Annotated in this window: 22 protein-coding genes; 19 read left to right on the top strand and 3 right to left on the bottom strand. The window is 46.8% G+C overall.

The features are described 5' to 3' along the window. Positions 1 to 18: 18 nt before the first annotated feature. From QMA13_RS25710 to arsC, 3 genes are read left to right on the top strand one after another with little or no spacing between them, the layout of a single operon-like run. Positions 19 to 351 (top strand): ArsR/SmtB family transcription factor, encoded by a 333-nt coding sequence (locus tag QMA13_RS25710; RefSeq protein WP_282936559.1) that lies wholly within the window; start codon positions 19 to 21, stop codon positions 349 to 351. Further along, positions 348 to 1760 carry an arsenic transporter gene (locus QMA13_RS25705; protein ID WP_282936558.1) on the top strand — a complete coding sequence of 471 codons (1413 nt, stop codon included), beginning with the start codon at positions 348 to 350 and terminating at the stop codon, positions 1758 to 1760. The genes QMA13_RS25710 and QMA13_RS25705 overlap by 4 nt, the downstream gene beginning before the upstream one ends. 27 nt (positions 1761 to 1787) lie before the next feature. Then, positions 1788 to 2225 (top strand): arsenate reductase (thioredoxin), encoded by a 438-nt coding sequence (gene arsC / locus QMA13_RS25700; RefSeq protein WP_282936557.1) that lies wholly within the window; start codon positions 1788 to 1790, stop codon positions 2223 to 2225. Between the two features lie 131 nt (positions 2226 to 2356). On the opposite strand, the gene QMA13_RS25695 is transcribed toward arsC, so the two are convergent. Then, positions 2357 to 3496 (bottom strand): Gfo/Idh/MocA family protein, encoded by a 1140-nt coding sequence (locus tag QMA13_RS25695; RefSeq protein WP_282936556.1) that lies wholly within the window; start codon positions 3494 to 3496, stop codon positions 2357 to 2359. A 235-nt stretch (positions 3497 to 3731) separates the two neighbouring features. Here QMA13_RS25695 and QMA13_RS25690 point away from each other — a divergent pair, with 235 nt between their 5' ends. After that, entirely contained in the window at positions 3732 to 4613 is an 882-nt protein-coding gene (locus tag QMA13_RS25690) for an AraC family transcriptional regulator (protein WP_282936555.1), read from the top strand. An 81-nt stretch (positions 4614 to 4694) separates the two neighbouring features. On the opposite strand, the gene QMA13_RS25685 is transcribed toward QMA13_RS25690, so the two are convergent. Further along, entirely contained in the window at positions 4695 to 4973 is a 279-nt protein-coding gene (locus QMA13_RS25685) for a hypothetical protein (protein WP_282936554.1), read from the bottom strand. Between the two features lie 181 nt (positions 4974 to 5154). Between QMA13_RS25685 and QMA13_RS25680 the strand changes: the two genes are divergently transcribed. The 11 genes from QMA13_RS25680 to pdxA all read left to right on the top strand — a co-directional run bounded on the left by QMA13_RS25680 (position 5155) and on the right by pdxA (position 16015). Next, positions 5155 to 5706 carry a GNAT family N-acetyltransferase gene (locus tag QMA13_RS25680; protein ID WP_282936553.1) on the top strand — a complete coding sequence of 184 codons (552 nt, stop codon included), beginning with the start codon at positions 5155 to 5157 and terminating at the stop codon, positions 5704 to 5706. 45 nt (positions 5707 to 5751) lie between these two features. Next, on the top strand, positions 5752 to 6258 hold the full coding sequence (locus QMA13_RS25675) for a GNAT family N-acetyltransferase (protein ID WP_282936552.1): 507 nt from the start codon (positions 5752 to 5754) through the stop codon (positions 6256 to 6258). 269 nt (positions 6259 to 6527) lie between these two features. Beyond that, positions 6528 to 7205, top strand: a complete 678-nt coding sequence (pnuC, locus tag QMA13_RS25670; protein ID WP_282936551.1) for a nicotinamide riboside transporter PnuC — start codon at positions 6528 to 6530, stop codon at positions 7203 to 7205. After that, on the top strand, positions 7202 to 8191 hold the full coding sequence (locus QMA13_RS25665; protein ID WP_282936550.1) for an AAA family ATPase: 990 nt from the start codon (positions 7202 to 7204) through the stop codon (positions 8189 to 8191). Before pnuC ends, QMA13_RS25665 begins: the two co-directional genes overlap by 4 nt. Positions 8192 to 8241: 50 nt before the next feature. Continuing rightward, positions 8242 to 9132 carry an NUDIX hydrolase gene (locus QMA13_RS25660; RefSeq protein WP_282943555.1) on the top strand — a complete coding sequence of 297 codons (891 nt, stop codon included), beginning with the start codon at positions 8242 to 8244 and terminating at the stop codon, positions 9130 to 9132. Further along, positions 9132 to 9692, top strand: coding sequence for a riboflavin biosynthesis intermediates N-glycosidase (locus QMA13_RS25655; protein WP_282936549.1), 561 nt, complete (start codon positions 9132 to 9134; stop codon positions 9690 to 9692). The genes QMA13_RS25660 and QMA13_RS25655 overlap by 1 nt, the downstream gene beginning before the upstream one ends. 1 nt (position 9693) lies before the next feature. Further along, a complete protein-coding gene (locus QMA13_RS25650) occupies positions 9694 to 10518 on the top strand; it encodes a TIGR02452 family protein (protein WP_282936548.1) in 825 nt (274 codons plus the stop codon). Positions 10519 to 10704: 186 nt separating this feature from the next. Further along, positions 10705 to 12555: a sigma-54-dependent Fis family transcriptional regulator gene (locus tag QMA13_RS25645; protein ID WP_282936547.1), complete on the top strand. Its 1851-nt coding sequence runs from the start codon at positions 10705 to 10707 to the stop codon at positions 12553 to 12555. Positions 12556 to 12657: 102 nt separating this feature from the next. Beyond that, the gene (locus tag QMA13_RS25640; protein WP_282936546.1) at positions 12658 to 13614 is read left to right on the top strand and encodes a 2-keto-3-deoxygluconate permease; all 957 of its coding nucleotides are present in this window, start codon (positions 12658 to 12660) and stop codon (positions 13612 to 13614) included. A 36-nt stretch (positions 13615 to 13650) separates the two neighbouring features. After that, complete coding sequence (locus tag QMA13_RS25635; protein WP_282936545.1) at positions 13651 to 15027, top strand: four-carbon acid sugar kinase family protein; 1377 nt, start codon at positions 13651 to 13653, stop codon at positions 15025 to 15027. Beyond that, positions 15014 to 16015: a 4-hydroxythreonine-4-phosphate dehydrogenase PdxA gene (gene pdxA, locus QMA13_RS25630; protein ID WP_282936544.1), complete on the top strand. Its 1002-nt coding sequence runs from the start codon at positions 15014 to 15016 to the stop codon at positions 16013 to 16015. Before QMA13_RS25635 ends, pdxA begins: the two co-directional genes overlap by 14 nt. Before the next feature lie 225 nt (positions 16016 to 16240). Here the strand turns inward: pdxA and QMA13_RS25625 are convergent, their stop codons facing one another. Next, positions 16241 to 17791: a type 2 periplasmic-binding domain-containing protein gene (locus QMA13_RS25625; RefSeq protein WP_282936543.1), complete on the bottom strand. Its 1551-nt coding sequence runs from the start codon at positions 17789 to 17791 to the stop codon at positions 16241 to 16243. A 522-nt stretch (positions 17792 to 18313) separates the two neighbouring features. On the opposite strand from QMA13_RS25625, the gene QMA13_RS25620 reads away from it, so the two are divergent. From QMA13_RS25620 to QMA13_RS25605, 4 genes are all read left to right on the top strand, one after another. Next, positions 18314 to 19303 (top strand): ABC transporter ATP-binding protein, encoded by a 990-nt coding sequence (locus QMA13_RS25620; RefSeq protein WP_282936542.1) that lies wholly within the window; start codon positions 18314 to 18316, stop codon positions 19301 to 19303. After that, the gene (locus tag QMA13_RS25615; RefSeq protein WP_282936541.1) at positions 19300 to 20427 is read left to right on the top strand and encodes an ABC transporter permease; all 1128 of its coding nucleotides are present in this window, start codon (positions 19300 to 19302) and stop codon (positions 20425 to 20427) included. Before QMA13_RS25620 ends, QMA13_RS25615 begins: the two co-directional genes overlap by 4 nt. A 232-nt stretch (positions 20428 to 20659) precedes the next feature. After that, positions 20660 to 22210, top strand: coding sequence for a response regulator (locus QMA13_RS25610; protein WP_282936540.1), 1551 nt, complete (start codon positions 20660 to 20662; stop codon positions 22208 to 22210). A gap of 6 nt (positions 22211 to 22216) precedes the next feature. Next, a complete protein-coding gene (locus QMA13_RS25605; protein WP_282936539.1) occupies positions 22217 to 24016 on the top strand; it encodes a cache domain-containing sensor histidine kinase in 1800 nt (599 codons plus the stop codon). Positions 24017 to 24167 lie beyond the last annotated feature (151 nt).

Genomic DNA, 24167 nt, shown 5'->3' with positions numbered 1-24167 from the left:
ATAAAGGGGGGGCTACATATGGAACATAATATTGAAGACATGGCAGAAGCGTACAAGTTATTAGCAGATAAAACGCGGCTAACGATCATCGCATTGTTGAAAGAACATGAGCTTTGTGTTTGCGACATTACCGAAATTATTGGTATGTCACAGCCCAATGCCAGCCAGCATCTTCGTAAACTCAAATCTGCAGGGCTATTAAATGAAAAGAAAAAAGGGCAGTGGGTATATTACTCACTTAATTATGAGGCTGAACCATATGTACAATGTATTTTTGATTATTTACCTTCAATGAAAAAAAAGATAGTTGGTCTCAAAAATAACTGCTGTGAAGTTCTGGAGGAAGAATGACTATCCTTGCTGTGATTATATTTTTGCTTACGCTGACTTTCGTAATTTGGCAGCCGAAAGGATTAAATATTGGTTGGTCCGCGTCCGCAGGTGCAATTCTTGCTTTGATCTTTGGTGTGGTTAGCTTTGCGGATGTGGGCACTGTTACAGGTATCGTTTGGAATGCAACACTTACTTTTGTAGCCATTATTCTAATCTCTCTGATATTAGATGAAATTGGTCTTTTTGAATGGGCAGCGCTGCATATGGCTCGCCTTGCAAAAGGAAATGGGCAGGTCATGTTCCTGTTTGTTATTTTGCTCGGAGCTGCTGTAGCAGCGCTATTTGCAAACGACGGCGCAGCGCTAATTATTACGCCAATCGTACTTTCTATCGTTAGGGTGTTAAAATTTGAAGAGAAAATGATCTTACCATTTATTATGGCGAGTGGATTTATTGCCGATACAGCTTCACTGCCACTTGTCGTAAGCAATTTGGTTAATATCGTTTCTGCAGATTACTTTGGTATAGGCTTTGTAGAGTATGCCAGCCGGATGATCGTTCCGAATTTCTTCTCCATTATCGGCAGTCTTATCGTTTTATATCTACTTTTTAGAAACGGCATTCCGAAGAATTACAGTATAAATCAACTTAAGAAGCCCAAAGAGGCAATTAACGACTTGAGATTGTTCAAGTTGTCGTGGGGGATTTTATCCGTTCTGCTAGTTGCTTATTTCGGCAGTGAATTCTTCTCGATTCCCGTTTCCATTATAGCGGGAATGGCGGCAATCGTTTTCCTTTTTGCTGCGAGAAGGAGTCCAGTAATTCATATTAAAAAACTCATTATGGGAGCGCCTTGGGCGGTTGTTATCTTCTCGATTGGTATGTACGTGGTAGTTTATGGACTGAGAAATGCTGGTTTAACGGATGCACTAGGTAGTGTTATACAGGCAGTTGCAGACAAGGGTCTCTTTGCAGCAACGGTAGGTATGGGCTTTATTGCAGCCATATTATCCTCTTTTATGAATAACTTGCCAACAGTTATGATTGATGCTCTGGCAATCAAGGGCACACAGACACAAGGAATCCTGCGCGAGGCACTAGTTTATGCCAATGTAATTGGTTCTGATTTGGGTCCGAAAATTACGCCGATCGGCTCTCTAGCTACTCTTCTTTGGCTGCATGTACTTTCCCGCAAAAATGTCAAAATCAGTTGGGGTTATTATTTCAAGATAGGTATTTTGCTTACAGTTCCTACATTGTTCATTACGCTAGCAGGGCTTTACTTATGGCTGTATTTCATACAAACACTAAACATTAACGTGTGGATTTCAATTATTGTTATTGTGATATTGATTGCAGTCCTCACGATGATTTTTAAGATGATAGTTACGAGCAGCCAAGCCAAAAGAGGGAGGCAGGGTATTTAACATTCATTATATTAAGGGGGGCTTACAGTGGAAAAGAAACCATTAATCTATTTTTTGTGCACAGGAAACTCTTGTAGAAGTCAAATTGCAGATGGATTTTTAAAAGCTCTGGGCAGCGACAAATATGAAGTAAGAAGTGCAGGTCTTGAAGCGCACGGGCTGAATCCTCGAGCAATTCAAGTAATGAAAGAAGCTGGTGTTGATATCAGCAATAATACTTCTGATGTCATAGATCCGGAAACTTTAAATCGTGCTGACATTGTAATAACACTATGTGGTCATGCGGATGAGCATTGTCCTGTGATCACTAACAAGAATGTAACCAAATGGCATTGGGGGTTTGATGACCCTGCCCAAGCAACTGGAACAGAGGATGAAATTATAGCTAAGTTCCGTGCAGTTCGTGATTCGATAAAAAATCGTATTGAACGCTTTTTAGAAAATGGAGAATGCGGGGGAATTTAGTGGAAACAGAGTAGCTTTTCAGTGTGGTGGAGAGAAGAATGGCAAGGCTATTCAAAAGCCAGGAGCTCTGCTCTTGGCTTTTTGAAATTCTGTCATACGAAGGTCAATGGAAACCGTTCGGATGTAATGTTCTAGTCCCATGCAATTTCTTGAAATGTGCCCGTGATCGAGGACTGTTGTGCTTTCAAACACAGAAGTGCGCTAATCAGTCCGTCTTCGAGCGGAGAGACTGACCTCTCCATGCTGCCATCCATTAGCCCCAAGAAGCAGCGCGCTAGCTCTGAATCGCCACCGAAATGCCCCTTATCTCCTGTAAATTCATACGTTTCGACGCGTGGAGAATGGTGCATGTATACTTTAACTACTCCAGTGTAAAAATCGAATTCGAGAGTTCCTTTGTAGCCAAGGAAGCGCGCCCCGCGTGCAGCTGCTTTATTACGGGCAAAAAAGTTTTGTGAATACGACACGTGCAGACCGCTTTCATATCGAATCAACGCACTACTTGAGTCCTCGTTGCCAGTATCCTTCGCGAAGCAGCAATGAGCCCATTCTTCTTTGAGGCTGTCGGTACGAAACGCCGTACTTTCCGGACAGGTTCTATTCTCCTCACATTCGATGCATTTGAGACCGGAAGGTTTAGTTCCTTTAAAAATCTGCTTGGATGCCATCGTGGCCACTGATTCAGGCTTTGTTCCCAGCACATAGTTAATGTAATCGAAATCATGCGTTGCTTTTTGCAAGAAAAGGCCGCCTGTTTCTTCCTCGTCCCGGTACCAGCTCTGAAAATATACATTACCATAGGGCACGTTATTGATGGCCTGTACATGCTCTACGGAACCGATTTTGCCAGAGTCTATAATCTCTTTGGCTAATTGAACAATAGACGTAACCCGTAAAGGAAACGATACGACCACTTTGCGGTTAGCTGACGCCTCATAGCCGTTCTTAAGCCGCTGCACATCCTTCATGTTTGTTGCTACAGGTTTCTCCAAAAATAACGGCAAGCCACTAGACAGCACCTTAAGTGCCATTGGGGTATGCAGTGAGCAGCGTGTGCCAATCATAATACCATCCAGATCTATTTCTTCGAGCATTGCTTCAGGGGTTTCGAAAATACGAACATGCTCTGATCCATCCTGCTGTACCTGCACATGTTTTGCGGGATTAATATCTACCAGCCCCGAGATTTGAACATCCGGATCTAATTTTTTGAGCTCGTTATTGATAACCCCTCTAATTCGCAAGCCATAACCGATGACTCCAATTTTCATCTATGATACCTCCCTCATGTATTCGTTGAATCCTGACTTCAGTATAAGAGGGGGGCGAGATTATTTCTTTGTCCTGGAAGCCGCATTTTTTGTCAATTCAGCTAGTTATCATTTTAGATGCACTTGAGATGTGTCTCTGACTATCTAGTCCGATTACAAAATCATACTTTTCCCCGACGAAAACAAGCTGTATCATAAGGAAGGTTACAGAAAACGTTCAAGGGGCAAATGAAACATGATGGATTATAAAAGGACGAGTCTGAATCAAACGATTGTCATTCAAAATCTAATAACGATGTACTATTTTGAATTTGGGAAGAATTACGTTTTTTCAGGAGAACGTCATGATTTCTGGGAGTTTCTATATGTGGACAAAGGCGAGGTTGAAGTACTTACGGATTCAGAACGTCATCTCCTAGGGCAAGGAACCATAATATTCCATAAGCCCAACGAATTTCATAGCTTCTATGCACATAAGGAAAAAGCACCTAATTTGATCGTTGTAACGTTTGACTGCCAGTCCGAGGCAATGAAATATTTCGAGAATCGAGTGATGTCGTTAGGAGATATTGAACGAAACTTACTTGCCCAGATCGTAAAAGAAGGTACAGAATCATTTTACTTCCCCTTTTCATACCCCTTATTCACTAGCCGGCGGAGTGATGCACTAATTGGCTCGGAACAGATGATCAAGCTATATCTTGAAACGCTGCTAATTCATTTATTACGCAAAAATAATTTCGAAGATATGAAGCCTATACTCTCGTCAACCTCTCGAGAAAAGGAGAACTATAACTTGTCCAAACAAGTCATTGAGTTCCTGGAGGATCATTTGGACCGTAATCTGACACTAGAGGAAGTTAGCGAATCGCAACACATAGCCAAGACGCGGCTTAAGGAAATTTTCAAAAAAGGAACAGGTTATACGATCATGGGGTATTTCGCCAGATTGAAAATTGAAAAAGCGAAGCAACTCATTCGTGAGGAATCCTGCAGCATAACTGAAATAGCCCAACAGCTCGGATTCAGCAGCGTCCATTATTTCTCAAAAGCTTATAAAAAGGCAACGGGCATGAGCCCTACGGAATATAGTCGCACCGTCAGAGCACGTATGTGAACCCGTTCTTTAACGTCGATAACATAAAAAAAGTGCCAAAGCCAATCTTTTCAGATGGATTAGGGCACTTTTCTTTATTTTCTAATTCATGCCAACCTTTAAACCGGCAAAAATACTTCCAAGAAAAAGAACAGCTACAAGAAAGTAAAGAACAATGGCGATAACTGCCCAAAGAAGCCCGGCTTTGGCGTAGTTTGCCTTGGATGGATTTGCTCCACCACCAAAAGCCCAAACAAATAACATGATGAGATTAACCACAGGAATGGCTAAAAGTAGCATCGTCAACATCCAGTCTTTTACAGTCAAGATGGGCGCGGTTTGATTCTGTTGCTGGAGATTTTGATTCACATTCGATTCCATGGGATCTCCCCCTTCAAATATTTTAGAGCAATCCGTTTATTAATTACCCCACGCTAATCATATGTACATAATTGGAAATTATGAGACCCATCGAGCTAGGGAACAGGCCAAAATAATGGCGTAGTTTGACGACGATTCCTTTACTGGCTATAGTGTTTTTATAATGCAAAGGAGGATTCCAATGAAACAACCATTTACCATTAAACATGATCAAATAAACGGAAAATTTACTATGAGTCAAGCACGACCAGAAGATACTGAAGCCATTATGGCATTACTATTGGAAATAGCAGAATGGCTGCGCAGCAAGGGTTCTTCTCAATGGAAGGGTCTCCTTGAGGGCCACGATTCACATGATACGGCTGGTGCAATTCGACGTGGAGATGTTTTTATCTGCAAGTTCGAGGAGGATGTAGCAGGGACCGTGTTGTTGCTTCGGGAGCAGAGTGATTGGGATAATAAGCTGTGGGGTTCAAATGCGCACCATGAGGATCAGGCGATTTATTTGCACCGGTTGGCAGTGAAGCGCAAATATGCAAACACTGGGCTAGGACAAGCTATACTACAATGGTGCGACTCTGGCATCCGTTTTGACGAGAAAAAAATAGTTCGGCTGGACTGCATAGCCAATAGCTTGCTGCTAAACAACTTTTATAGTCAGAATGGATACGCCTATAAGGGCGAAAAAGACGGTTTCAGTCTATATGAAAAGCCTGTCGCTCTGGTGGATTGAGAATGAGGGTATCATGTAATTAGCAGAAAAGAGAGGGTGAATTTCATGGAACTCGTATTCCCAAATGTAGAGACAGAGAATGAAGTTGCGAACTTAGCTCAATTAGCATCAGACATTTGGTATGAATATTTTGTGTGTATCATATCCAAGGAACAAATCGACTATATGGTAGGGAAATTTCAATCCATTAATGCAATTACTGACCAAATTCATAATCAAGGCTATGAGTACTACTTCATGAGCAGGAATGGCAACAACATCGGCTATTTGGGTGTGAAGCAGGAAGAAGGCAAGTTGTTTCTAAGTAAATTTTATATATTAAAAGAATATCGAGGAAAGGGCTATGCAAGCCTAGCTATGGAGTTTTTGGTGGATATGTGCAAAAAGAGAAGATTGAGTACTATGTGGCTTACTGTTAATCGATATAATGATGCGACGATTGCAATTTATGAGAAAAAGGGCTTTAAAACAGTACGTACTCAGGTAGCGGATATAGGAAATGGATTTGTGATGGACGATTATATTATGGAAAAAGAAATTGAATTTAAATAATAGTGATTTTATGACCTGTGAGAGGATACTTTTGAAAAAGTGATCTCTATCAGGTCATTTTTTTATTATAACGGGTTAAATTCAAGCTCCAAGGCCATTTACACCGAGTGGGCTAAACATAAAAGAGGCAGTTTCAGGAAAAAAAGACTTGATTTTGGGTTTCTTTTCTGATATTTTTGATATTAACAAATTGATATTATCAATTAATTACGAAGATGGAGCCGGATCTTGACAGTCTCGAGATTAGGACGAAAGCAGAGGGGATACAAGTGAGAAAATCTTTGGGTGGATGGAACTTATACGAAATAGCTTGGCTGGGCCTATTCTCTGGAATCGCTATCGTGTTAACGGTTATTATGAAGGATACTTTGTTCGGATTCACGGTATTCCTTACGGGAGTATTATGTGTGGTCCTCGCGGCCAAAGGCAACCTGATGACTTATATTTTCGGTATGTACAATACACTGGGCTACGCTTATTTGGCTTATATGAACGGATTGTTTGGGGAGGTCATGCTGAATCTACTGTTCTTCGTTCCCATGAATGCGATTGGTTTCTTTATGTGGAAGAAGCACCGCGATGGTGGCAAGTTGGCCATGCGGCAGATGGATCAGAGAAGTTTGTTCCTCGTCATTGTTCTTTGCGTGTTAGGCAGCCTGCTGCTCGGATTCGGACTGTCGTTCATACCGGGACAGAATTCCCCTTATATCGATGCCCTTACGACTGTGTTATCGGTTGTGGCTACCTTTTTGATGGTGAGAAGGTTTAAAGAGCAATGGCTGATCTATATTGTGCTGAATATTTTCACAGTGCTGTTGTGGGTGATTAGAATGCTGGACGGGAGTCCGGACGGCGTGTTGATGATCGTTATGTGGAGCGCATACCTGATCAATGCATTATATGGCTACTACACATGGAATAAAGGGGTCAAGGAGGTAATGCAATGAAAACGTTGGGATTAACTTTGGGAAAGTTTGCTCCGCTGCATAAAGGACATCAGTTCATGTTTGAAACAGCGCTGCAAGAGGTCGATGAGCTGATTATTGTCATCTACGAGACGAAAGTCATGACGGTTCCACTTCATATTCGGGCGAACTGGATTCGGAAGCTTTATCCGACGGTTCGGGTCATCGAAGCCTGGGACGGCCCGGATGGATATTCAAACGATCGGGACCATGAGATTCGGGAAGAACAATATATTCTGGGTTTGCTGAAGGGCGAGCAAGTGACGCATTTTTACTCAAGCGAGTTTTATGGTGAACATATGAGCATCGCTTTAGGTGCGGTGGATAGGCGAGTGGATGAAGATCGTAAGCTTGTCCCGATCTCAGCAACGATGATCCGTTCCGACCCTTATAAGTATCGGGAGTTTATAAGTGATATCGTTTACCGGGACTTAATTACGAAAGTCGTGTTCGTGGGAGCGATGTCGACAGGCAAATCCACCATAACCGAAGCTTTGGCGAGACGGTATCAGACGACATTCGCAAGTGAGTACGGACGGGACTACTGGACCGAGCATCAAGTGGACAGAAGAATCGGTCTGGCTGCCTTTGATGAGATAGCGGTTGGGCATATCGAGCGGGAAGAGAAGGCTTTACTTGGGGCGAATCGGTATCTATTTGTTGACACCAATGCGATTACTACCTATATGTTCGCACTGGACTATCACGGTCAGGCACCGGAGCTGTTAACCCGAATTGCACTGGAAAACGCTCAGAGATACGACTTGTTTTTCTTATGCGACGATGATATTCCTTATGATGATACTTGGGATCGAAGCGGGGATCAGAAGCGGCATGTTTTCCACAAACAGATTATCGCGGATTTGAAAGAGCGCCGGATTCCCTTTGTAACACTGAGAGGGAGCCTTGAGGAACGATTGGGAAAAGTAGACGAGGTATTGGGAAGGTTCAAGCCATACGACAATTAATTCGGTGAGAGCTAGTAACTAAAAAGAGATGAATAGGTGAGGAACATATGGTGGACATTGTGGATCGCGACGGACTGACGGAACGCCAATTCATGGAAAGGTATCAGGCGGAAGATTACGAGCGTCCCTCGGTTGCAGCGGATATGGTTATCTTCACCGTCACGGACGAGGACGAGGACAATTACCGCAAGCTTCCTGAAAAGGAGCTGAGGATTTTGCTCATTCGACGGGGAGGGCATTCTTTTCTGGGCAAATGGGCATTGCCGGGCGGCTTCGTTCGGCCGAATGAGACGACAGAACAGGCTGCTACAAGGGAACTGCGGGAGGAAACCGGCGTGGAGAACGTGTATCTGGAGCAATTATATACGTTCAGCGATATAGGACGTGATCCCCGTACTTGGGTCATGAGCTGCTGTTATATGGCGCTGATCAACAGTGGCCAGGTGCAGTTGAAGGCGGGAGATGATGCTGCCAATGCTGCGTGGTTCAAGGTTTGCTACCGGCTTCTGCGAGAGCAGAAGGAGCTAATCGAGGGCGGATACGTAAAGACGCTGCAGTACGAGCTGAAGCTGAGCTCCGAGCACGGGGAGTTGGCCGCCGTAGTGGAACGGAAGGTTAAAGCGACGCTAACTTCGACTTCAACGTCGTACAACATCGTATCCAATGACGGTTTGGCTTTCGATCATGCAAAGATTATTGCCTACGCCATCGAGCGTTTACGGGGCAAGGTTAACTATACCGATATTGCGCTTCACTTGATGCCGAAGTTGTTTACCTTAACGGAATTGCAACAGGTATACGAGGTAATTTTGGATAAAGAGCTGCTGAAAGCTGCATTCCGACGTAAAGTGGTTGACCTCGTAACAGAAACAGATCACTATACCGAAAATGCGGGCCACCGGCCATCCCGCTTGTATCGAAGAAGTTTGGAGGAGTTTTGATGATTTACGGAATCGATGATTTACGTAACGCTTATCGCAGTGGAAAAACATTCAAGTTTCTGTTTTTCTGGGGCCATACGCCGCCAAGTGATGGAAGCGTGGATAAAAGCTGCTTCAGCCAGTGGTGGATGAGCCCGTTCGTTGCCGAGGGAACGGAGTATTCCTGTGCAGAACAATATATGATGGCGGAGAAGGCGCGGCTATTCAAGGATGACGAGATTTTGGCCTCCATCTTGAAGGCTAAGCACCCTAAGGAGATGAAGGCTTTGGGGCGTGCGGTGAGAAACTTCGACAATGAAGTCTGGGAGAGTCAATGCTACAGCATCGTCAAGCGAGGCAGCTTGGCCAAATTCTCGCAGAATCCGGAGCTCGGAGATTTTCTCAGGTCAACGAAAAATCGTATTTTGGTAGAAGCCAGCCCACTAGATCGAATTTGGGGCATTGGTATGGGCCAAGCTGACCCAAACGTAGAGAATCCAATGAAATGGCGGGGCAAAAACCTGCTGGGTTTCGCGCTGACCGAAGTGCGAGACGAGTTATTGTTGAAAGAAGGGGATTAAGATGAGTAGAAAGGAAATTGCCCAGGAGACCTTGAGGATTCAGCAGCAAGGCTACTATGAATATAATGGGCAACGGATAGATTTCGCCACGGCGCAGAAACATTCGGAGGACAACAGCCATCTGATTACACCTGCACAGGGTGCGGCTTTGGTACGCGATTGTCATCTGTTGTCTAAGTCACAACAAGCAGCCGTATATTCCGTCACCAATGAGGCGACTGTAAAGGCTATAGTGGATCTTACGGAAGCAGGGAGAGAGCAGATCGGTGTGTTAAACTTCGCCAGCGCGAAAAATCCTGGAGGCGGTTTTCTGAACGGAGCCATGGCACAGGAGGAAAGTCTGGCGGCTTCCAGTGGATTATACGGAACATTGCTGCGCAACGAAGGCTACTATTCAGCCAATCGTGCTTACCGTTCTATGATGTATACCGACCATGCCATTTATTCCCCTGATGTCATCTTTTTCCGCGATGAGCGATTTAACCTCATGAAACGGCCGATTAAGGCTTCGGTGCTAACGTTGCCCGCCGTGAACTATGGACAGGTTATGCTAAAAGGAGAGGATCAGCATAAAGCGGAGCGTGTGATGAAAGACCGTATGCGGTTGGCTTTGGCGATATTTGCTAGTAAGGAAAACAAAAACCTCGTTTTGGGAGCATACGGTTGCGGCGTATTTCGGAACGATCCGGTGAAGGTCGCAGGCTGGTGGCAGGAACTATTGAAAGAGGAAGGCTTTGGCTTGTTGTTCTCGGAAGTCAGGTTCGCGGTATTGGATACTTCGAAGGACGGCAAATGTATACGTGCATTCGAAAATGTGTTTAATTGAAAGGTTAGAAAAATGAGTATTTGAAAGGAGTTAAGCCGCTGCAGGGGCTTAACTCCTTTATTGCGTCCACTGTGATTTCAACGGGCAACTCCATTTCGTATCCACTTTATTCCCCAACAATTCCTTCTTATTGGTGTATACTAAACACGAATTGACCTATTTTGCAACACTATTCGGAGGATTAATATGCAAACGAAAATTCGTATATTGGCGATAGCGCCTTATCCCGGCTTAAAGGATGTGCTGCTCGAAGCAGCGGGCCAGGTAGAATCGATTCAAATGGACGTAGAGGTTGCCGATTTGCAGGAAGCGATTCCTCTCGTTCAGCATGCAGAGGAGCGAGGATACAACATGATTGTAAGCCGTGGCGGAACGGCTACGGTGATTCGTGAGCATGTAAAAATCCCTGTGATAGATATTCCGGTGTCCGGATACGATATTTTGCGTGTGTTGACTCTGGTGAAGAATACGAACGCCACTGTCGCTATTATCGGATTTCCTTCGATCTGCCGAGGGGTTGCAGAAGTATCCAGCCTGCTTCAAATCGATATTCCTTCTTACGAGGTACAGCATGAAGCTGAAGTCGCCGTGGCGTTGCAGCAGGCTTTTCAGTCCGGTGTTCAGATCGTTCTTGGCGATATGGTCACCATCCGCACCGCGCAGGACATGGGATATAGAGGCATTCTTATCACTTCCGGCAGGGAGTCCGCTGAAGATATGCTGGGGGAAGTGCTGAGAGTATACGAGGTATACCGCAATGGACAGGAAAAAGTACACTTCTACCGGCGGCTGCTAGATGCAGATAAGCGTGGCATTATTGTCTTGGATGAACTGCGGCGAGTTGAATATGTGAACCAGGCAGCCTGCCGGATGCTTAGACAATCGGAAGAAGGTCTGCAGGGGCAGAATGTCGTACTGGCTTCCCCCGCTTTGGCCAATGTGATTAAGCAAACCGATGAAAGTCGGTACATTTCCGACGGAGAGCACTACGTGCATTTGTTCGACGAGCAGTACAAGGTGAACGTGATGCTGCATGAAACAGCAGCAGGTCATCCGGGCTTTCTGGTCTATCTGGAGTCACTAACGGCATGGCGGAGCGAGAGGCGCTTTGAAGCATACATCCCGTCACGTCTTGTTACCTTTACCCAACTGGCGGGTACCAGCCCGACACTCCAAAAAACAGTGAACCGCGCCAAAAAATTCGCAGGCTCTACCTCTAATCTATGGATTTCAGGAGAGCGGGGAAGCGGCAAATTTATGTTTGCACAAGCGATCCATTCTGCAAGCCGTCGGGAGCAGGAAGGCTTCTATATGATTGCGTGCGATGAAGTCCTGGATGAAGAGATGAACCGGCTTGTACACGGAAGTGTCGGGGTTTCGGGATTACTAGAGGGAGGCTATTCGGGGACACTGTATTTAAACCGTGCAGATCGTTTAAGCCCGGAGGCGCAGGAGAGTGTCCTGCAGTTGATCCGCAATAACCGCAACTTTCGTTTTATTGCGTCCTCCTCCATCCCGATGACGAAGCTAGCTAAACGCGGGGATTATAATCAAGAATTGATTTATGCGATAGGAGAACTGCATCTGACCGTTCCGCCGCTGCGAGAGCACGTGGAGGATGCGGAGGAAATGATCCGGGTGATGATCGCCGAATATAACTCCCAATCCGGTAAACAGATTGTAGGGATGCGAGAGACAGTGCTCGAGCGGCTTACACAGTATGACTGGCCCGGCAATATTCCTGAATTTGAGAGTACGATCCGTGAAATGCTTTTGATGACGAAGGGCAACTATACCGAATGGGAAGAAGTAGATCAAGTTTGGGAACGGCTGCTTCAGCATTCAGGCTCCCGCTCGTCGCAAGAGACTTATATCCAGATTGATCTGAGCGGTACATATGAGGAAATTGAGGAACGGATTTTGCGGCAAGTGCTGCAGGAGGAAGGAATGAATCAATCCAAAACCTGTAAGCGGCTGGGCATAAACCGGGCGACCTTGTGGAGAAAAATGAATAAAATGTTTAAAAATAAAACATAATTGCGATTGAGTGAAAAGGAGAGTGCTTGTTATAATGCAGAAGTAAGGTTCACAACCTATCACATTGTTGCAAAATAAAACAATCATCATGGAGGGCTTCTTGTGAAAATTAAAGCGACAATTGAACGTATTCCTGGCGGAATGATGATCGTGCCTTTGCTTCTGGGTGCCATTATTAACACGCTCTTTCCTTCGATTCCTAAGACGTTTGGATCGTTTACCGGGGCGTTAATGACCGGTTCACTGCCAATTCTGGCTGTGTTCTATGTGTGTATGGGCTCGACCATTGACTTTAAAGCAACCCCTTACATTCTGAAAAAGGGTGGAACGCTGCTAGGTACTAAAGTATTGACAGCTGTGGTCGTAGGATTGATTGCATCGAGATTTCTCGGAGAGGGCATGGTTGAAAGCGGATTATTCGCGGGCTTGTCTGTCGTAGCGATCGTAGCGGCAATGAATGACACGAACGGCGGCTTGTACATGGCGCTGATGGGCCAATTCGGCAAAAAAGAAGATGTCGGTGCTTACTCTATCATGTGCTTGGAATCGGGCCCGTTTCTTACGATGGTTACTTTGGGCGTGGCTGGTTTGGCTGCATTTCCATGGCAAACGCTGGTCGGAGCCATTCTTCCTCTAGTCATCGGTATGATACTCGGTAACCTGGACAAAGAACTGCGCGAGTTTTTGAGCAAAGCCGTGCCGGTGATGGTCCCTTTCTTTTCATTTGCGCTTGGTGCAGGCTTGAATTTGAAAAATGTATGGCAAGCGGGTATTCTCGGCGTTATGCTTGGCATTGGAGTCGTCGTAGTTACCGGAATTACGCTTCTGCTTATGGATCGTTTAACGGGCGGCAACGGAATTGCAGGTCTGTCCGCTGCATCAACGGCCGGGAATGCCGCTGGAGTTCCAGCGGCCGTAGCGGCAGCCAATTCCGTGTACGCACCAGTCGTTCCTACAGCGACAGCACTTGTAGCTTCATGTGTAATCGTTACAGCGATTTTGGCACCGATTGTCACGGCGTGGTGGGCGAAGCGCGTGGGTGCGACGGCGCAGGGCTAAGCCGCAGAAGAGTGAGTCCCAGCGGAGGAGCTGGGCATGCTTCTATTTTTCAAATTAAGGGAGGGAGACGGATTGCTGCAGTTAGCTATTATAGCGGATGATTTGACGGGAGCTTCCGATTCCGGTGTGCAAGTGGCTAGAAAAGGGCTTCCGACCCAGGTGGTTTTTGATTGGACGGAGCTGACAGTATCATCCTCCACCGCAGAAACCATTGTCTTGGATACGGACAGTAGATCGGTACCAGGGGAACTGGCGTACCAACGCGTACGTGAGGCAGCTGAGTCCTTGAAAGCGCAGGGTTGTGCCTTTATTTATAAAAAGATGGATTCCACGCTGCGTGGAAATCTGGGTCAAGAAATCGAAGCGGTCCTTGATGTGTACGGCTTCGAAGGAGCGATCGTCGTTCCAGCCTTTCCGAGAATCGGAAGAACGACGATTGACGGCAAGCATTACTTGAACGGGGTGCCGATCCATGAGACGGAGATCGGTCGGGACCCTAAGACACCTGTCCCAGATGCCGACATCAGTAAGCTGCTGTCGGGACAATCCAAGCGGACGGCGGTGAGTATTCCGCTCGCGTTAATTCGCAGAGGGCTCGCGGTATTGGAAGAAAGCATTGGCGAAGCATTGCAATCCGGCGCCGAGCTGCTGGTACTAGATGCCGAGACCGACGAGGACGTGCAGCTGATTGCGGAGCTGATGCCAAAATATAAGGAACGTTTCCTTTGGGCCGGTTCTGCGGGCCTGGCCGAATATTTGCCTTTTACGTCCCTTAGGGTGGCGGGAGCTGAATCGGCTGCCGGTGCGATGTTCAGGTCAGTATCGAAGCAAGAGATTAACCGCGGCGGAAAACCCGTTATGCTAGTAGCTGGAAGCATCTCGCGCGTAACCCGCGCCCAGGTGCAGAAGGTGAACGAGCAGCCGGATATGGCTTGTGTAGAGCTGGACCCACTCTGGCTGCTCGCATCTCCGGAGCAAGCTGCTCAAGAGAAGGAGCGATGCTACCACGGGCTGTCCGATGCGCTGCAGGCAGGTTCGGACGTATCGTTCTATGCCGGCTCGTCGCCGGAGCAGGTAGCGCAGGCGCAGCAGCTCGGCGCAAGCAGAGGCATGGACGCTTCCAGCGTATCGAATGCCATTGCGGATGCGCTCGGGGAAGTTGCCGCGGCTCTCAGCTCGGCATATACGCTGCAGGGCATGGTGCTGACCGGGGGCGATACAGCAAAGGCCGTATGCCGACATTTGGGTGTGCGAGGCATTGAATTGACGGCAGAGCTTGAGCCGGGCATCCCGCTCGGCAGGCTGATTGGGGCACAGAATTTATCGGCGGTGACGAAAGCAGGGGCTTTTGGTAACGAAGATTCGTTATTGCATGCAATGCATATTTTGAAAGGGGAGCATGAACATGAGTAGACCGATAATTGGCATTACAATGGGGGACGGCGCGGGCGTCGGGCCGGAAATCATTATGAAGGCGCTCAATGACGCAGGGATGTATGTGCAGAGCCGTCCTTTTGTTATCGGCGACGCCAAACTGCTTGAGAGAGCAGCGCAGGTTGTTGGCAGCGGACTTAAGGTAAATACGATTGCGGATCTTCAGGAAGCGAAGTTCGAACACGGTAGTGTGGACTGTATGGACTTGAATCTGCTTCCGGCGGATTTGCCGTTCGGTGCAGTAAGTCCGGAGGCCGGCCATGCCGCCTTTATGTACTTGCAGCAAGCTATAGAGCTGGCTAACCGCGGAGAGATTGACGCGATTTGCACGGCGCCGCTGAATAAAGAGGCGCTTCACAAGGGGGGGCATATTTACCCTGGGCATACCGAAATTTTAGCGGAGCTGACTGGCACCAAGGACTATTCCATGATGCTGTCTGCTCCTAAGCTGAAGGTCATTCATGTGACGACGCACGTTGGCATTATTGATGCCGTGAAGCAGATTAACCCGGATCGGGTATATAAGGTTATCCGTCTAGCGCATGAAACGCTGCAAAAGGCCGGCTATGCCACACCAAAAATTGCGGTATGCGGCATTAACCCGCATGCTGGCGAGAATGGGCTGTTCGGCTACGGAGAAGAGGAAGAGAAGGTCATCCCTGGCGTACAGAAGGCACAGCAGGAAGGCATTCAAGCTGTCGGTCCGCTGCCTGCGGATACGTTGTTCTTCCGTGCGACGCGCGGGGATTTTGACATCGTCGTGGCTATGTATCACGATCAGGGTCACGGTCCGATCAAGGTGCTCGGCCTGGAAGCTGGAGTCAACATTACGGTCGGCTTGCCGATCATCCGTACGAGTGTCGATCATGGTACGGCCTTCGACATCGCTGGCAAAGGCATTGCCGATGAGCAAAGCATGAAAGAAGCGCTGCGTCAGGCTATCGAGCTGGCGCCGAAGCGTTCATAGCATGAATCATTAGATTGTTCATGATTTTGCCGTTAGGTTGAAAAGGCCCTATCCGCCATTGTTTGTTTCTTGAGTCAAGTCTGCGAGGCTTTGACCAGGAACTCGAAAGAGGCGGTTAAGGGTCTTTTTGTTATTCAATATTAGCCATATGAAACAGAGACTCACGCCCCATACTTGTAAAATGAAAAAACATCCGCCCTATTGCTAGGGCAGATGCTTGAGACATTATCTACCTATGGTTACGCCTTCTTTTTTATTATATCGATCCGTTGCTTCTTTAATAATTTCATTGCCGCCTTTGGATTTGTACTCCTCAATAACCTTCGGCCAATCGGAGATGGGCTCTTTACCATAGACCATTTTGACCATATGGTCGACGATCAGCTTAGCCCCGGTATCACTTGTCGGTGTCAAGTCAGGATACTTAGCGAATGCATTCAGATCTGGAGTAAATGAGATACCTGGCAGCCCTTCTTTGGACAAGATCGTATCAAATGCCTTCAGCGTGTCCTGACCATCTTGGTTCAATTGCAATTGTAGCTTGTTGTAGGTTGCATCTTGACCGGCCCATAATGTTCCTGAACGCCAGCTTTCCTCGTCCTTTTCTTCCTTGTTAGCAGGGATTTTATAGTTAATTTTACCGTTATCTATTGTATAGTTCTCGCCTTCAATCCCATAGCTGAAGAATATTGCCGCTTCATCAGTAGCCATCCAATCAAAGTATTTCATAATGGCTACGAGCTTGTCTTTATCTACTTTTTTGTTAATATAGAACGTTCTTACTGTTGGTGAATACAATGCATAACCATTTTTACCTTCAGGACCTTTAGGTGAAGCAATAACGTCAACTTTAGCGTTAGGATTAACCGCTTGAATATTGGTTCTGAAGGCTTGCAGTCCTCCACCTACGTTAGCGGACCACATACCAGATTTGCCTGCATTGATCATTTTACTGTAATCCGTCGAGGAAATGATGGCAAAGTCTTTTGGAATCAAGCCTTCGTCATACATGGTTTTGTAGGTTTGAAGTACTTTCTGAGTGTTCTCGACATCGAAGAATTTTGGAACAATTTGGTCGCCTTTTTTCTCGAATTGGTCTTTATATGGAAGTACGTCATATGCACCGAAGATCACATCAGCATATTTGAAGTTTTCACGCATTTGGTACGGATTCTCTACGCCCAGCTTTTTGAAAGCGCGCATGACATTTAAGAAATCGTCAACGGTTTGCGGAACCGGTAACCCGGCTTTTTCCAATAAATCCGTACGAATAAACGTACCGCGACGTGAAGGGTTAGTCAAATAGTCAGGAATTGCATAAATATGTCCATTGTAGGAAACCGTATCCCATACCTCTTTTGGTACTTTCTTTAGCAGGTTCGGTGCATATTGCTTCAACACTTCATCCAGCGGCTGGAATATACCTGCTTCTACCGAACCTCCCATATCTTTACCTGTAGGTAGAAAGGTTGTACCCATAACGTCAGGGATGTCGTTACCAGCAAATACCACACCCATTTTCTCTCTTTGAATCAACCTAACATCAAGCTCGGTATTGGTCAGCTTATTCAATCGTTGGACCCACTTTTCTTTACTCAGATCCGCTTGTCTTTGACCGTAACCGTCACCTGTTGTTATAGGAAACGCAATGGAAAACTTAGTAGGTCCTGCTGCTCCGTTTGCCTTGTCTCCTTGTTTGTTTCCGCCGTCTGCACAGCCTGCAATGGAGCCGACAGTTAAAATCGATGCCATGACCAAACCTATTGTCTTTTTCATGTGTACCTCTTTCCTTATGCGTAATCTTGAAATCTCTTGATTTCGTGTGCGTTATTATCATAAGTCAACATAGGGCTAAGCAAAATTGAAAAATTTACGAAGGAAATGTGTTTATTTATGTTTTATTAAAGCCTAAGAGGAAGATCAAAGTACCTCATAGTTTGTTCGTACACTAACATGAAAATACGACGGGCTCAGTATGGTCAGCTCAATAAACCATGAGAGTTAAAGGAGAAATGTGGAATGCATAGAAAAAGACATCTTCTTGGATTTAAGCGAAAAGAACTTTGGGCGGATGGAAGGATAGCAATTGCATATGCCTTCGAAAATATGTTTAGTTGAAAGGAATAGTGGGAGTAAAGGAGCAATTGAGAAGAAACAAAATGGCTGTTACATGTTAAAATAATTAGTGTGGGAATTTTCTGCTTTAACCGAACCTAAACATGTAGAATGCGTATGTGCTGCACAAGTTCGAGTTTTACTTAAAGTCGGAATTATAGAATAGAAGTGAGGAGAGTGTAAATGAAAAGCGATATTGAATCGTTACAAGCCGCTGGCGAAACCGGAGAAGCGATCATCATAGCCGACGGTCTTGTAAAAAGATATGGTGCCCATACCGCTGTGAACGGAGTTAGTTTTACCGTCAAACGCGGTGAAGTGCTCGGGCTGCTTGGACCGAATGGTGCTGGCAAGACGACGACAATGGAGATGATTGAAGGCCTCCGACGGCCCGACGGAGGCGTTGCCAAGGTAGCTGGTTTCGATACGCAGAAAGATTTACGGAAGGTTAAGGAAGTGATCGGCGTGCAATTGCAATCGACGTCGATGTTCGACCTACTGAAATTAAAGGAAATCGTGCGCATGTACGCAAGCTTCTACCCGAAATCTCTTCCGGTTGAGTCGTTGCTTGAGGCGATGCTCTTGAAGGAGAAAATGAACGACCGTGTCAAGCATTTGTCGGGAGGCCAGAAGCAGCGGCTCGCGATCGCCCTAGCCCTTGTCAACGACCCGCAGGTCGTGTTCCTCGACGAACCGACGACCGGCCTTGACCCACAGGCTCGGCGGACGTTGTGGGACATAATCCTTAAGCTTAAGGAGCAAGGGAAGACTATTGTGTTAAGCACGCATTATATGGATGAAGCCCATGTCCTTTGTGATCGCATCTGCCTTATGGACCAAGGAAAGGTGATCGCTCTCGACACCCCTCAGCGGCTCGTCCGCAGCCTTCATTCCGACAGCGCTATCGAATTCCGAGCGCCCAACTACGAAGTTTTGCCGGAGACGGAACGCGCTGGTATATTGCAGCTTTCCCAATCTGTCAGTGAAGTGAAGCAGGTCGATACACACAAAGATATTTTTATTCTTTATACCGACAATTTGCAAGCCTCGCTGATAGATTTCATCGGCAAGGCCGGAGCGACAGGCTTATCCTATACCGAGCTGCAAACGAGGACGGCAACGCTTGAAGATGTGTTTATCCACATGACAGGGAGGAGCTTGAGAGAAGAATGAATTTCGCTGCATATATCCAGGTGACGCTTGCTCAGCTCCGTCTCTTCGCCCGCAACCGTCAAATGCTGTTCTTTACCCTGCTGTTCCCGTTACTTCTCATGATTATGCTTGGTTCTTTTGTTGGTAAAGGAGGCAGCGTGTCGCTTGACACCGTCATCGTCGATCACGATAGCACGCCGCAGTCGGAGTCTTTGATTGCTACGTTGGAAGCACAATCCGTATCGCCGCTGAAGGCAGTAGTTAGCGATGACGAAACACAGGCCCTTGACCTACTGAAAAAGGGTGATAAGCAGTTCGTCATCGTCATCCCAAAAGGCTATGGTGAACAAATCGCTGCATTCTCCACCTCATCGGCTATCGCAGGGTCGAACTCTGGAAAGCTCGATGTTTATTATGACGAAACGGATGCGACCAGAGCGAACGTTGGCCTTGCGGTGATCGGACAGCTTGTCGATGGCATAAGTAAGAAAATCACGCAGTACAAGCCAGCCGTCATGATCGAGGGTAAAGGCGTCAGATCGCTCAACTTGAGCTATATCGATTTCCTCGTGCCGGGTATCGTCGCTATGATGATCATGTCGAACAATCTGAACGGCGTCGCCGGTCAAATTTCGTCATGGCGCGAGCGCGGCGTGCTGCGCCGGATGCAGAGCACACCGCTTCGTGCACCTACGTTCATCGCCGGTCAAATTACGGCGCGCCTCCTGCTGAACTGTATTCAAGCGCTCCTAGTTATACTGATCGCCAGCTTGTTTTTTCACACGCAAGTGAATGGCTCATGGTGGCTGCTCATTCTGTTTGTCGTGCTGGGCACACTCACCTTCATGGCAATCGGATTTATCATTGCCGGATTAGCGAAAACCCCGGAATCCGCGGGTCCGATTGCCGGTGTGATCTCATTCCCGCTGATGTTCCTCGGCGGAGTATTTTTCCCGATCAATTCAATGCCGGAGGCTTTCCAGGCTGTCGTCAAGCTGCTGCCGATTTCACATCTGTCGACGGCACTTCGTCAAGTAATGAACACCGGTGCCAGCTTCGGTGAGCTGTGGCCGCAGGTGGCATTGCTCGGTGGCTGGACAATCGTAGCCTTCATAGTGGCAAGCTTCACATTCCGATGGGATTAAAAGTGTAGATGAAAAGGGCACCAACCGTATGGATGACGGTTGGTGCTCATTTTTACTGGTCAGCTTGATATACTAGCGCTTCAGCTCGGACTGGTAGCGATATAAGACAAGTGCTGTCATAGTCATTTATTTTTGTACTTTTTAGCAAATTTAATGTATAGGTTGAGGCCCTGCAATGTGCTATGATGAATAGCAATATTGAAAGCGCTCTTATGAGAAGGAGGCACTGATCATGCAGATGAATACGGAACCGCTATCGGTTTTGATTGTGGATGATGAACTGCCGCTGCGTGAAGAGCTCAGGTTTTTCCCATGGCAGTCTTGTCAGGCTGAGCTTGTAGGAGAGGCCGAGAACGGGGAAGAAGCATTGGAGTTATGCCGGAAGCTAAATCCGGATTTGGTCATCACGGATATAACGATGCCAGTGATGAACGGTTTGGAGCTATTCCGCTGCATTAAGCAGCAATTCCCTCTTACTCAGGTCGTTTTGTTAACCTGCCATAGCGATTTCGACTATGCCCGTGAGGCGCTGCAGCTTGGTGCGCTGGAATATTTGATCAAAGTCTCATTATTGGATAGGGATATGGAACAAGTGATCACTAAAGCTCGCCACGCAATCATGCGAGAGCGCAATCACATGCAGAGCGAGAAGCAGCGGCAGCGGTGGCAGCTCTCCAGAATGCTCGTCCAGTCCCAGGCATCGGAAGAAGCGGGTCAAGATGTTTCAATGATTTTACGGCAATGGAACCTTGAGTATCCTTTGCAGGTTATAAGGCTGCACACGGATGCGAGGGAGGAAGATGAGGTATACGTTCATCACGAACTTCAAGCGTTACTGACTCAACGTGCGAATAACGAATTGATGCGTTCCCAATGGGTGCCTTATGGGAAAACCGGAGATTTTTTACTGCTTATCAGTGATAGAACGGAGATTAGCAGGATAGAGAGGCTTAAGCAATTGGAGAGGTTGCTTGCCCATTTGCAGGATGAACTGGAAAAGCGATTGCCTTATATCGGGGCACCAATCCGTCTATTTGCCGTATTAGGTCAATCATGTGGGACGATCGAGAAGATGCTCGCCTTGGACAATAGTATTCGTCTGCCGGAGTCATCATTGTTTTACGATAATACCGGAACTGTCTATGAAGGTATAGCGGAAAATACCGTGAATCCACTCCATACGGTGGATAAGGAAGAGCATCAGATACGTATCCGCCAAGCTTCAGCAACGGCGCAGGAGCTGACCCGCTATTTCCGTGAGGAATTGACCGACTGGGCTCTCGAGCGGCGACCGGACCCAGGACAATTGAAGGGGTGGCTGCTTTCACTTAGGAAAGAATGGCTAAGAGCGGACGATTCTGGCTCCGAGATCCATTTTGCGAATCAGCTGCTCAGAGCCGATACCATGATGGAGTTCGTCTCCTTAATGTCTCGTGAGCTGGAAGCTGCAGCGGGCTTTCAACCCAAATGCCGCAAAGAAGTCGTTCAGGCAAAGAAAATAATATCCGAGCGGCTGGCTGAGCCTATAACCTTAACGCAAATTGCTGAAGAGGTGGGGCTAAGCTCCTACTATTTGAGCCGCTTATTTCGGGAGGAGGCTGGGGAGTCCTTCAATGAATTTGTGACGCGCCTGCGGATGGATAAAGCAGTAGAGCTGCTCCGAACAACCCATCTGAAAGTATATGAAGTTGCGGAACGGGTAGGGATTCCGAGTTATCGGTATTTTTCCGTATTATTTCGCAATCGTACCGGAGTCGCTCCGACGGAGTACAAGAAAGGTTGAGATGCGATGGTCAAAAGAGCGATAAGCTGGTTGAAAAGCATGAATATGGCGATGAAGCACTTTTTGTTCCTTTTTACAGGGACATCAGTGCTATTTGCTTTGCTTGCATGGAATAACCTGCACGATGCGGAGCAATTGTTCCGTAAGCAGGTGTTGTCCGATGCGCAGGTCATTATCGACCGCACCAATCTGTATTTGAACGCCTATTTGGACAATGTGCAAAACATTCTGCTTCTTTTGTCTACGAGAGAAGATTTACTGGATGAAGAACATGAGGAGGAGGCGGTGCGGGTTCTCCGCCAATATGCCGAGAAGAACAGCACACTGTACAAAACGCTGTACCTGATAAGAGCGGACGGCAAGGTGATGTCGAACACGCAGGTATACCTCGACATTATTGGGAACCCGTATCTGGAGAAACTGTACGCCCAAGCCTCCAAAAACTATGGCGTTATGATCAGTGAGCCTTACGATTCGCCGCTGTCTGGGAAGACAGTCGCTTTCCTGCTGCCCATTACATCCAAGTATGGAGGAGAGATGAAGGGGATGGCGGTAATTGAGATCGATCTCGTCAAGCTGACTAACATGCTCGCCCAATTTATGAATTCCAAGAATCAAACCTTCACGATTATTACCAATAAAAATAACGTAGTCAATACGTACGATTCCAGCTGGCCTTTATTTTATTATACGCTGCTGCCTTATAACACCACGTTGTTTCCTCCGGAGCTGAAGGAGGATTTCGTGACGAGGATCAGTGATTTGCCTGTAGGGGTTACCCAAATAGACGGAGCAAAAGACAAGCTGATAGCGGTCAAATCCGGGATGAACCGGCTAGGCTGGTATTTTATCGCGTTCATCGAGGACAGCTTCTTTTATCAGAATCTAATTATTTTATATAACAACTATAAAACGGCCGCAGTGGTGTGGATTCTGATCCTTTGTATCAGTACGTTCATGATGAGCCGCTACGTAACCTATCCTGTGCGAAAGCTGGTCGCCAAAATGGACCGGGTTCACGATATGGAGGTTCTGCCCAGCATTTCCGTACCGGGGGAAGATGAGATAGGGAAGCTAGCCAAGAGCTACAATGCGATGATGGAGCGGATTCACCACCTGCTGACCGAGACGAAGGAGATGGAGCAGCGCAAAAAGCAGTATGAGCTGAAAATGCTGCAAAGCCAGATTGCACCGCATTTTCTTTACAATACTCTTGCTTGCATCAGCAGTTTGGCCAAACAGAGGAAGATTGAGGAAGTGCGTGAAACGATCCGCTCGCTCGTCGGGTTGTTGTCTTTCAGCTTCGATAAGAGCCATGAATTCGTCTCTCTCGAGGAGGAGCTAGAAGGACTGCGGATGTACGCACACATCCAAACGGTCCGTTACGGCAATAAGTTTACTCTTGATATGAATGTCGACCCTGATACTCTGTCCATCCGTATGCTTAAGCTGACTCTGCAGCCGTTGGTGGAAAACTCGATCTTTCATGGAATCGCACCGCAAAAAAAAGAAGGGCATATCCATATCCGTACTTTGCTGCGCCGTGGCAATTTGATTGTGTACATTAGAGATAACGGGGTTGGAATGGATATGCAGCAGTTGGAGGGCGTATTCACCGAAAGGCGAAAAGCGCCGAGCAAGCACAGGTTTACGGGAATTGGCATCATGAATGTACAGGAGCGGATTCAACTTCACTATGGGGAGAAATACGGTCTTCGGATTGCAAGCATCCCGCATACGGGAACGTTGATACAGATCAAGCTTCCGGCCCATATTTACGGAGAAAAGGACATTAGCAATAATTGAAACATTTTCGCAGGATCACTGCATAGAACCGATTGTAAGCGCTTGCTATACTACGAATATAGAAGCTAATGCTTACGACGAGGAGAGAGGTGATCGCAATTTGGAGCAGCAGCTGACGACACAAGATATGTCCGCTATCGACTCAACAACC

This window comes from Paenibacillus sp. RC67 (assembly GCF_030020805.1).
Taxonomy (GTDB): domain Bacteria; phylum Bacillota; class Bacilli; order Paenibacillales; family NBRC-103111; genus Paenibacillus_S.
Note: the sequence above shows the minus strand (reverse complement) of the source record. Positions and strands in the feature narration are given on the sequence as shown.

Coding starts and splice junctions, on each gene's coding strand:
- QMA13_RS25710 (WP_282936559.1), top strand. CDS start 19: ATGGAACATAATATTGAAGACATGGCAGAAGCGTACAAGTTATTAGCA.
- QMA13_RS25705 (WP_282936558.1), top strand. CDS start 348: ATGACTATCCTTGCTGTGATTATATTTTTGCTTACGCTGACTTTCGTA.
- QMA13_RS25695 (WP_282936556.1), bottom strand. CDS start 3,496: ATGAAAATTGGAGTCATCGGTTATGGCTTGCGAATTAGAGGGGTTATC.
- QMA13_RS25690 (WP_282936555.1), top strand. CDS start 3,732: ATGATGGATTATAAAAGGACGAGTCTGAATCAAACGATTGTCATTCAA.
- QMA13_RS25685 (WP_282936554.1), bottom strand. CDS start 4,973: ATGGAATCGAATGTGAATCAAAATCTCCAGCAACAGAATCAAACCGCG.
- QMA13_RS25680 (WP_282936553.1), top strand. CDS start 5,155: ATGAAACAACCATTTACCATTAAACATGATCAAATAAACGGAAAATTT.
- QMA13_RS25675 (WP_282936552.1), top strand. CDS start 5,752: ATGGAACTCGTATTCCCAAATGTAGAGACAGAGAATGAAGTTGCGAAC.
- QMA13_RS25665 (WP_282936550.1), top strand. CDS start 7,202: ATGAAAACGTTGGGATTAACTTTGGGAAAGTTTGCTCCGCTGCATAAA.
- QMA13_RS25655 (WP_282936549.1), top strand. CDS start 9,132: ATGATTTACGGAATCGATGATTTACGTAACGCTTATCGCAGTGGAAAA.
- QMA13_RS25650 (WP_282936548.1), top strand. CDS start 9,694: ATGAGTAGAAAGGAAATTGCCCAGGAGACCTTGAGGATTCAGCAGCAA.
- QMA13_RS25645 (WP_282936547.1), top strand. CDS start 10,705: ATGCAAACGAAAATTCGTATATTGGCGATAGCGCCTTATCCCGGCTTA.
- QMA13_RS25635 (WP_282936545.1), top strand. CDS start 13,651: ATGCTTCTATTTTTCAAATTAAGGGAGGGAGACGGATTGCTGCAGTTA.
- pdxA (WP_282936544.1), top strand. CDS start 15,014: ATGAACATGAGTAGACCGATAATTGGCATTACAATGGGGGACGGCGCG.
- QMA13_RS25625 (WP_282936543.1), bottom strand. CDS start 17,791: ATGAAAAAGACAATAGGTTTGGTCATGGCATCGATTTTAACTGTCGGC.
- QMA13_RS25620 (WP_282936542.1), top strand. CDS start 18,314: ATGAAAAGCGATATTGAATCGTTACAAGCCGCTGGCGAAACCGGAGAA.
- QMA13_RS25615 (WP_282936541.1), top strand. CDS start 19,300: ATGAATTTCGCTGCATATATCCAGGTGACGCTTGCTCAGCTCCGTCTC.
- QMA13_RS25610 (WP_282936540.1), top strand. CDS start 20,660: ATGCAGATGAATACGGAACCGCTATCGGTTTTGATTGTGGATGATGAA.
- QMA13_RS25605 (WP_282936539.1), top strand. CDS start 22,217: ATGGTCAAAAGAGCGATAAGCTGGTTGAAAAGCATGAATATGGCGATG.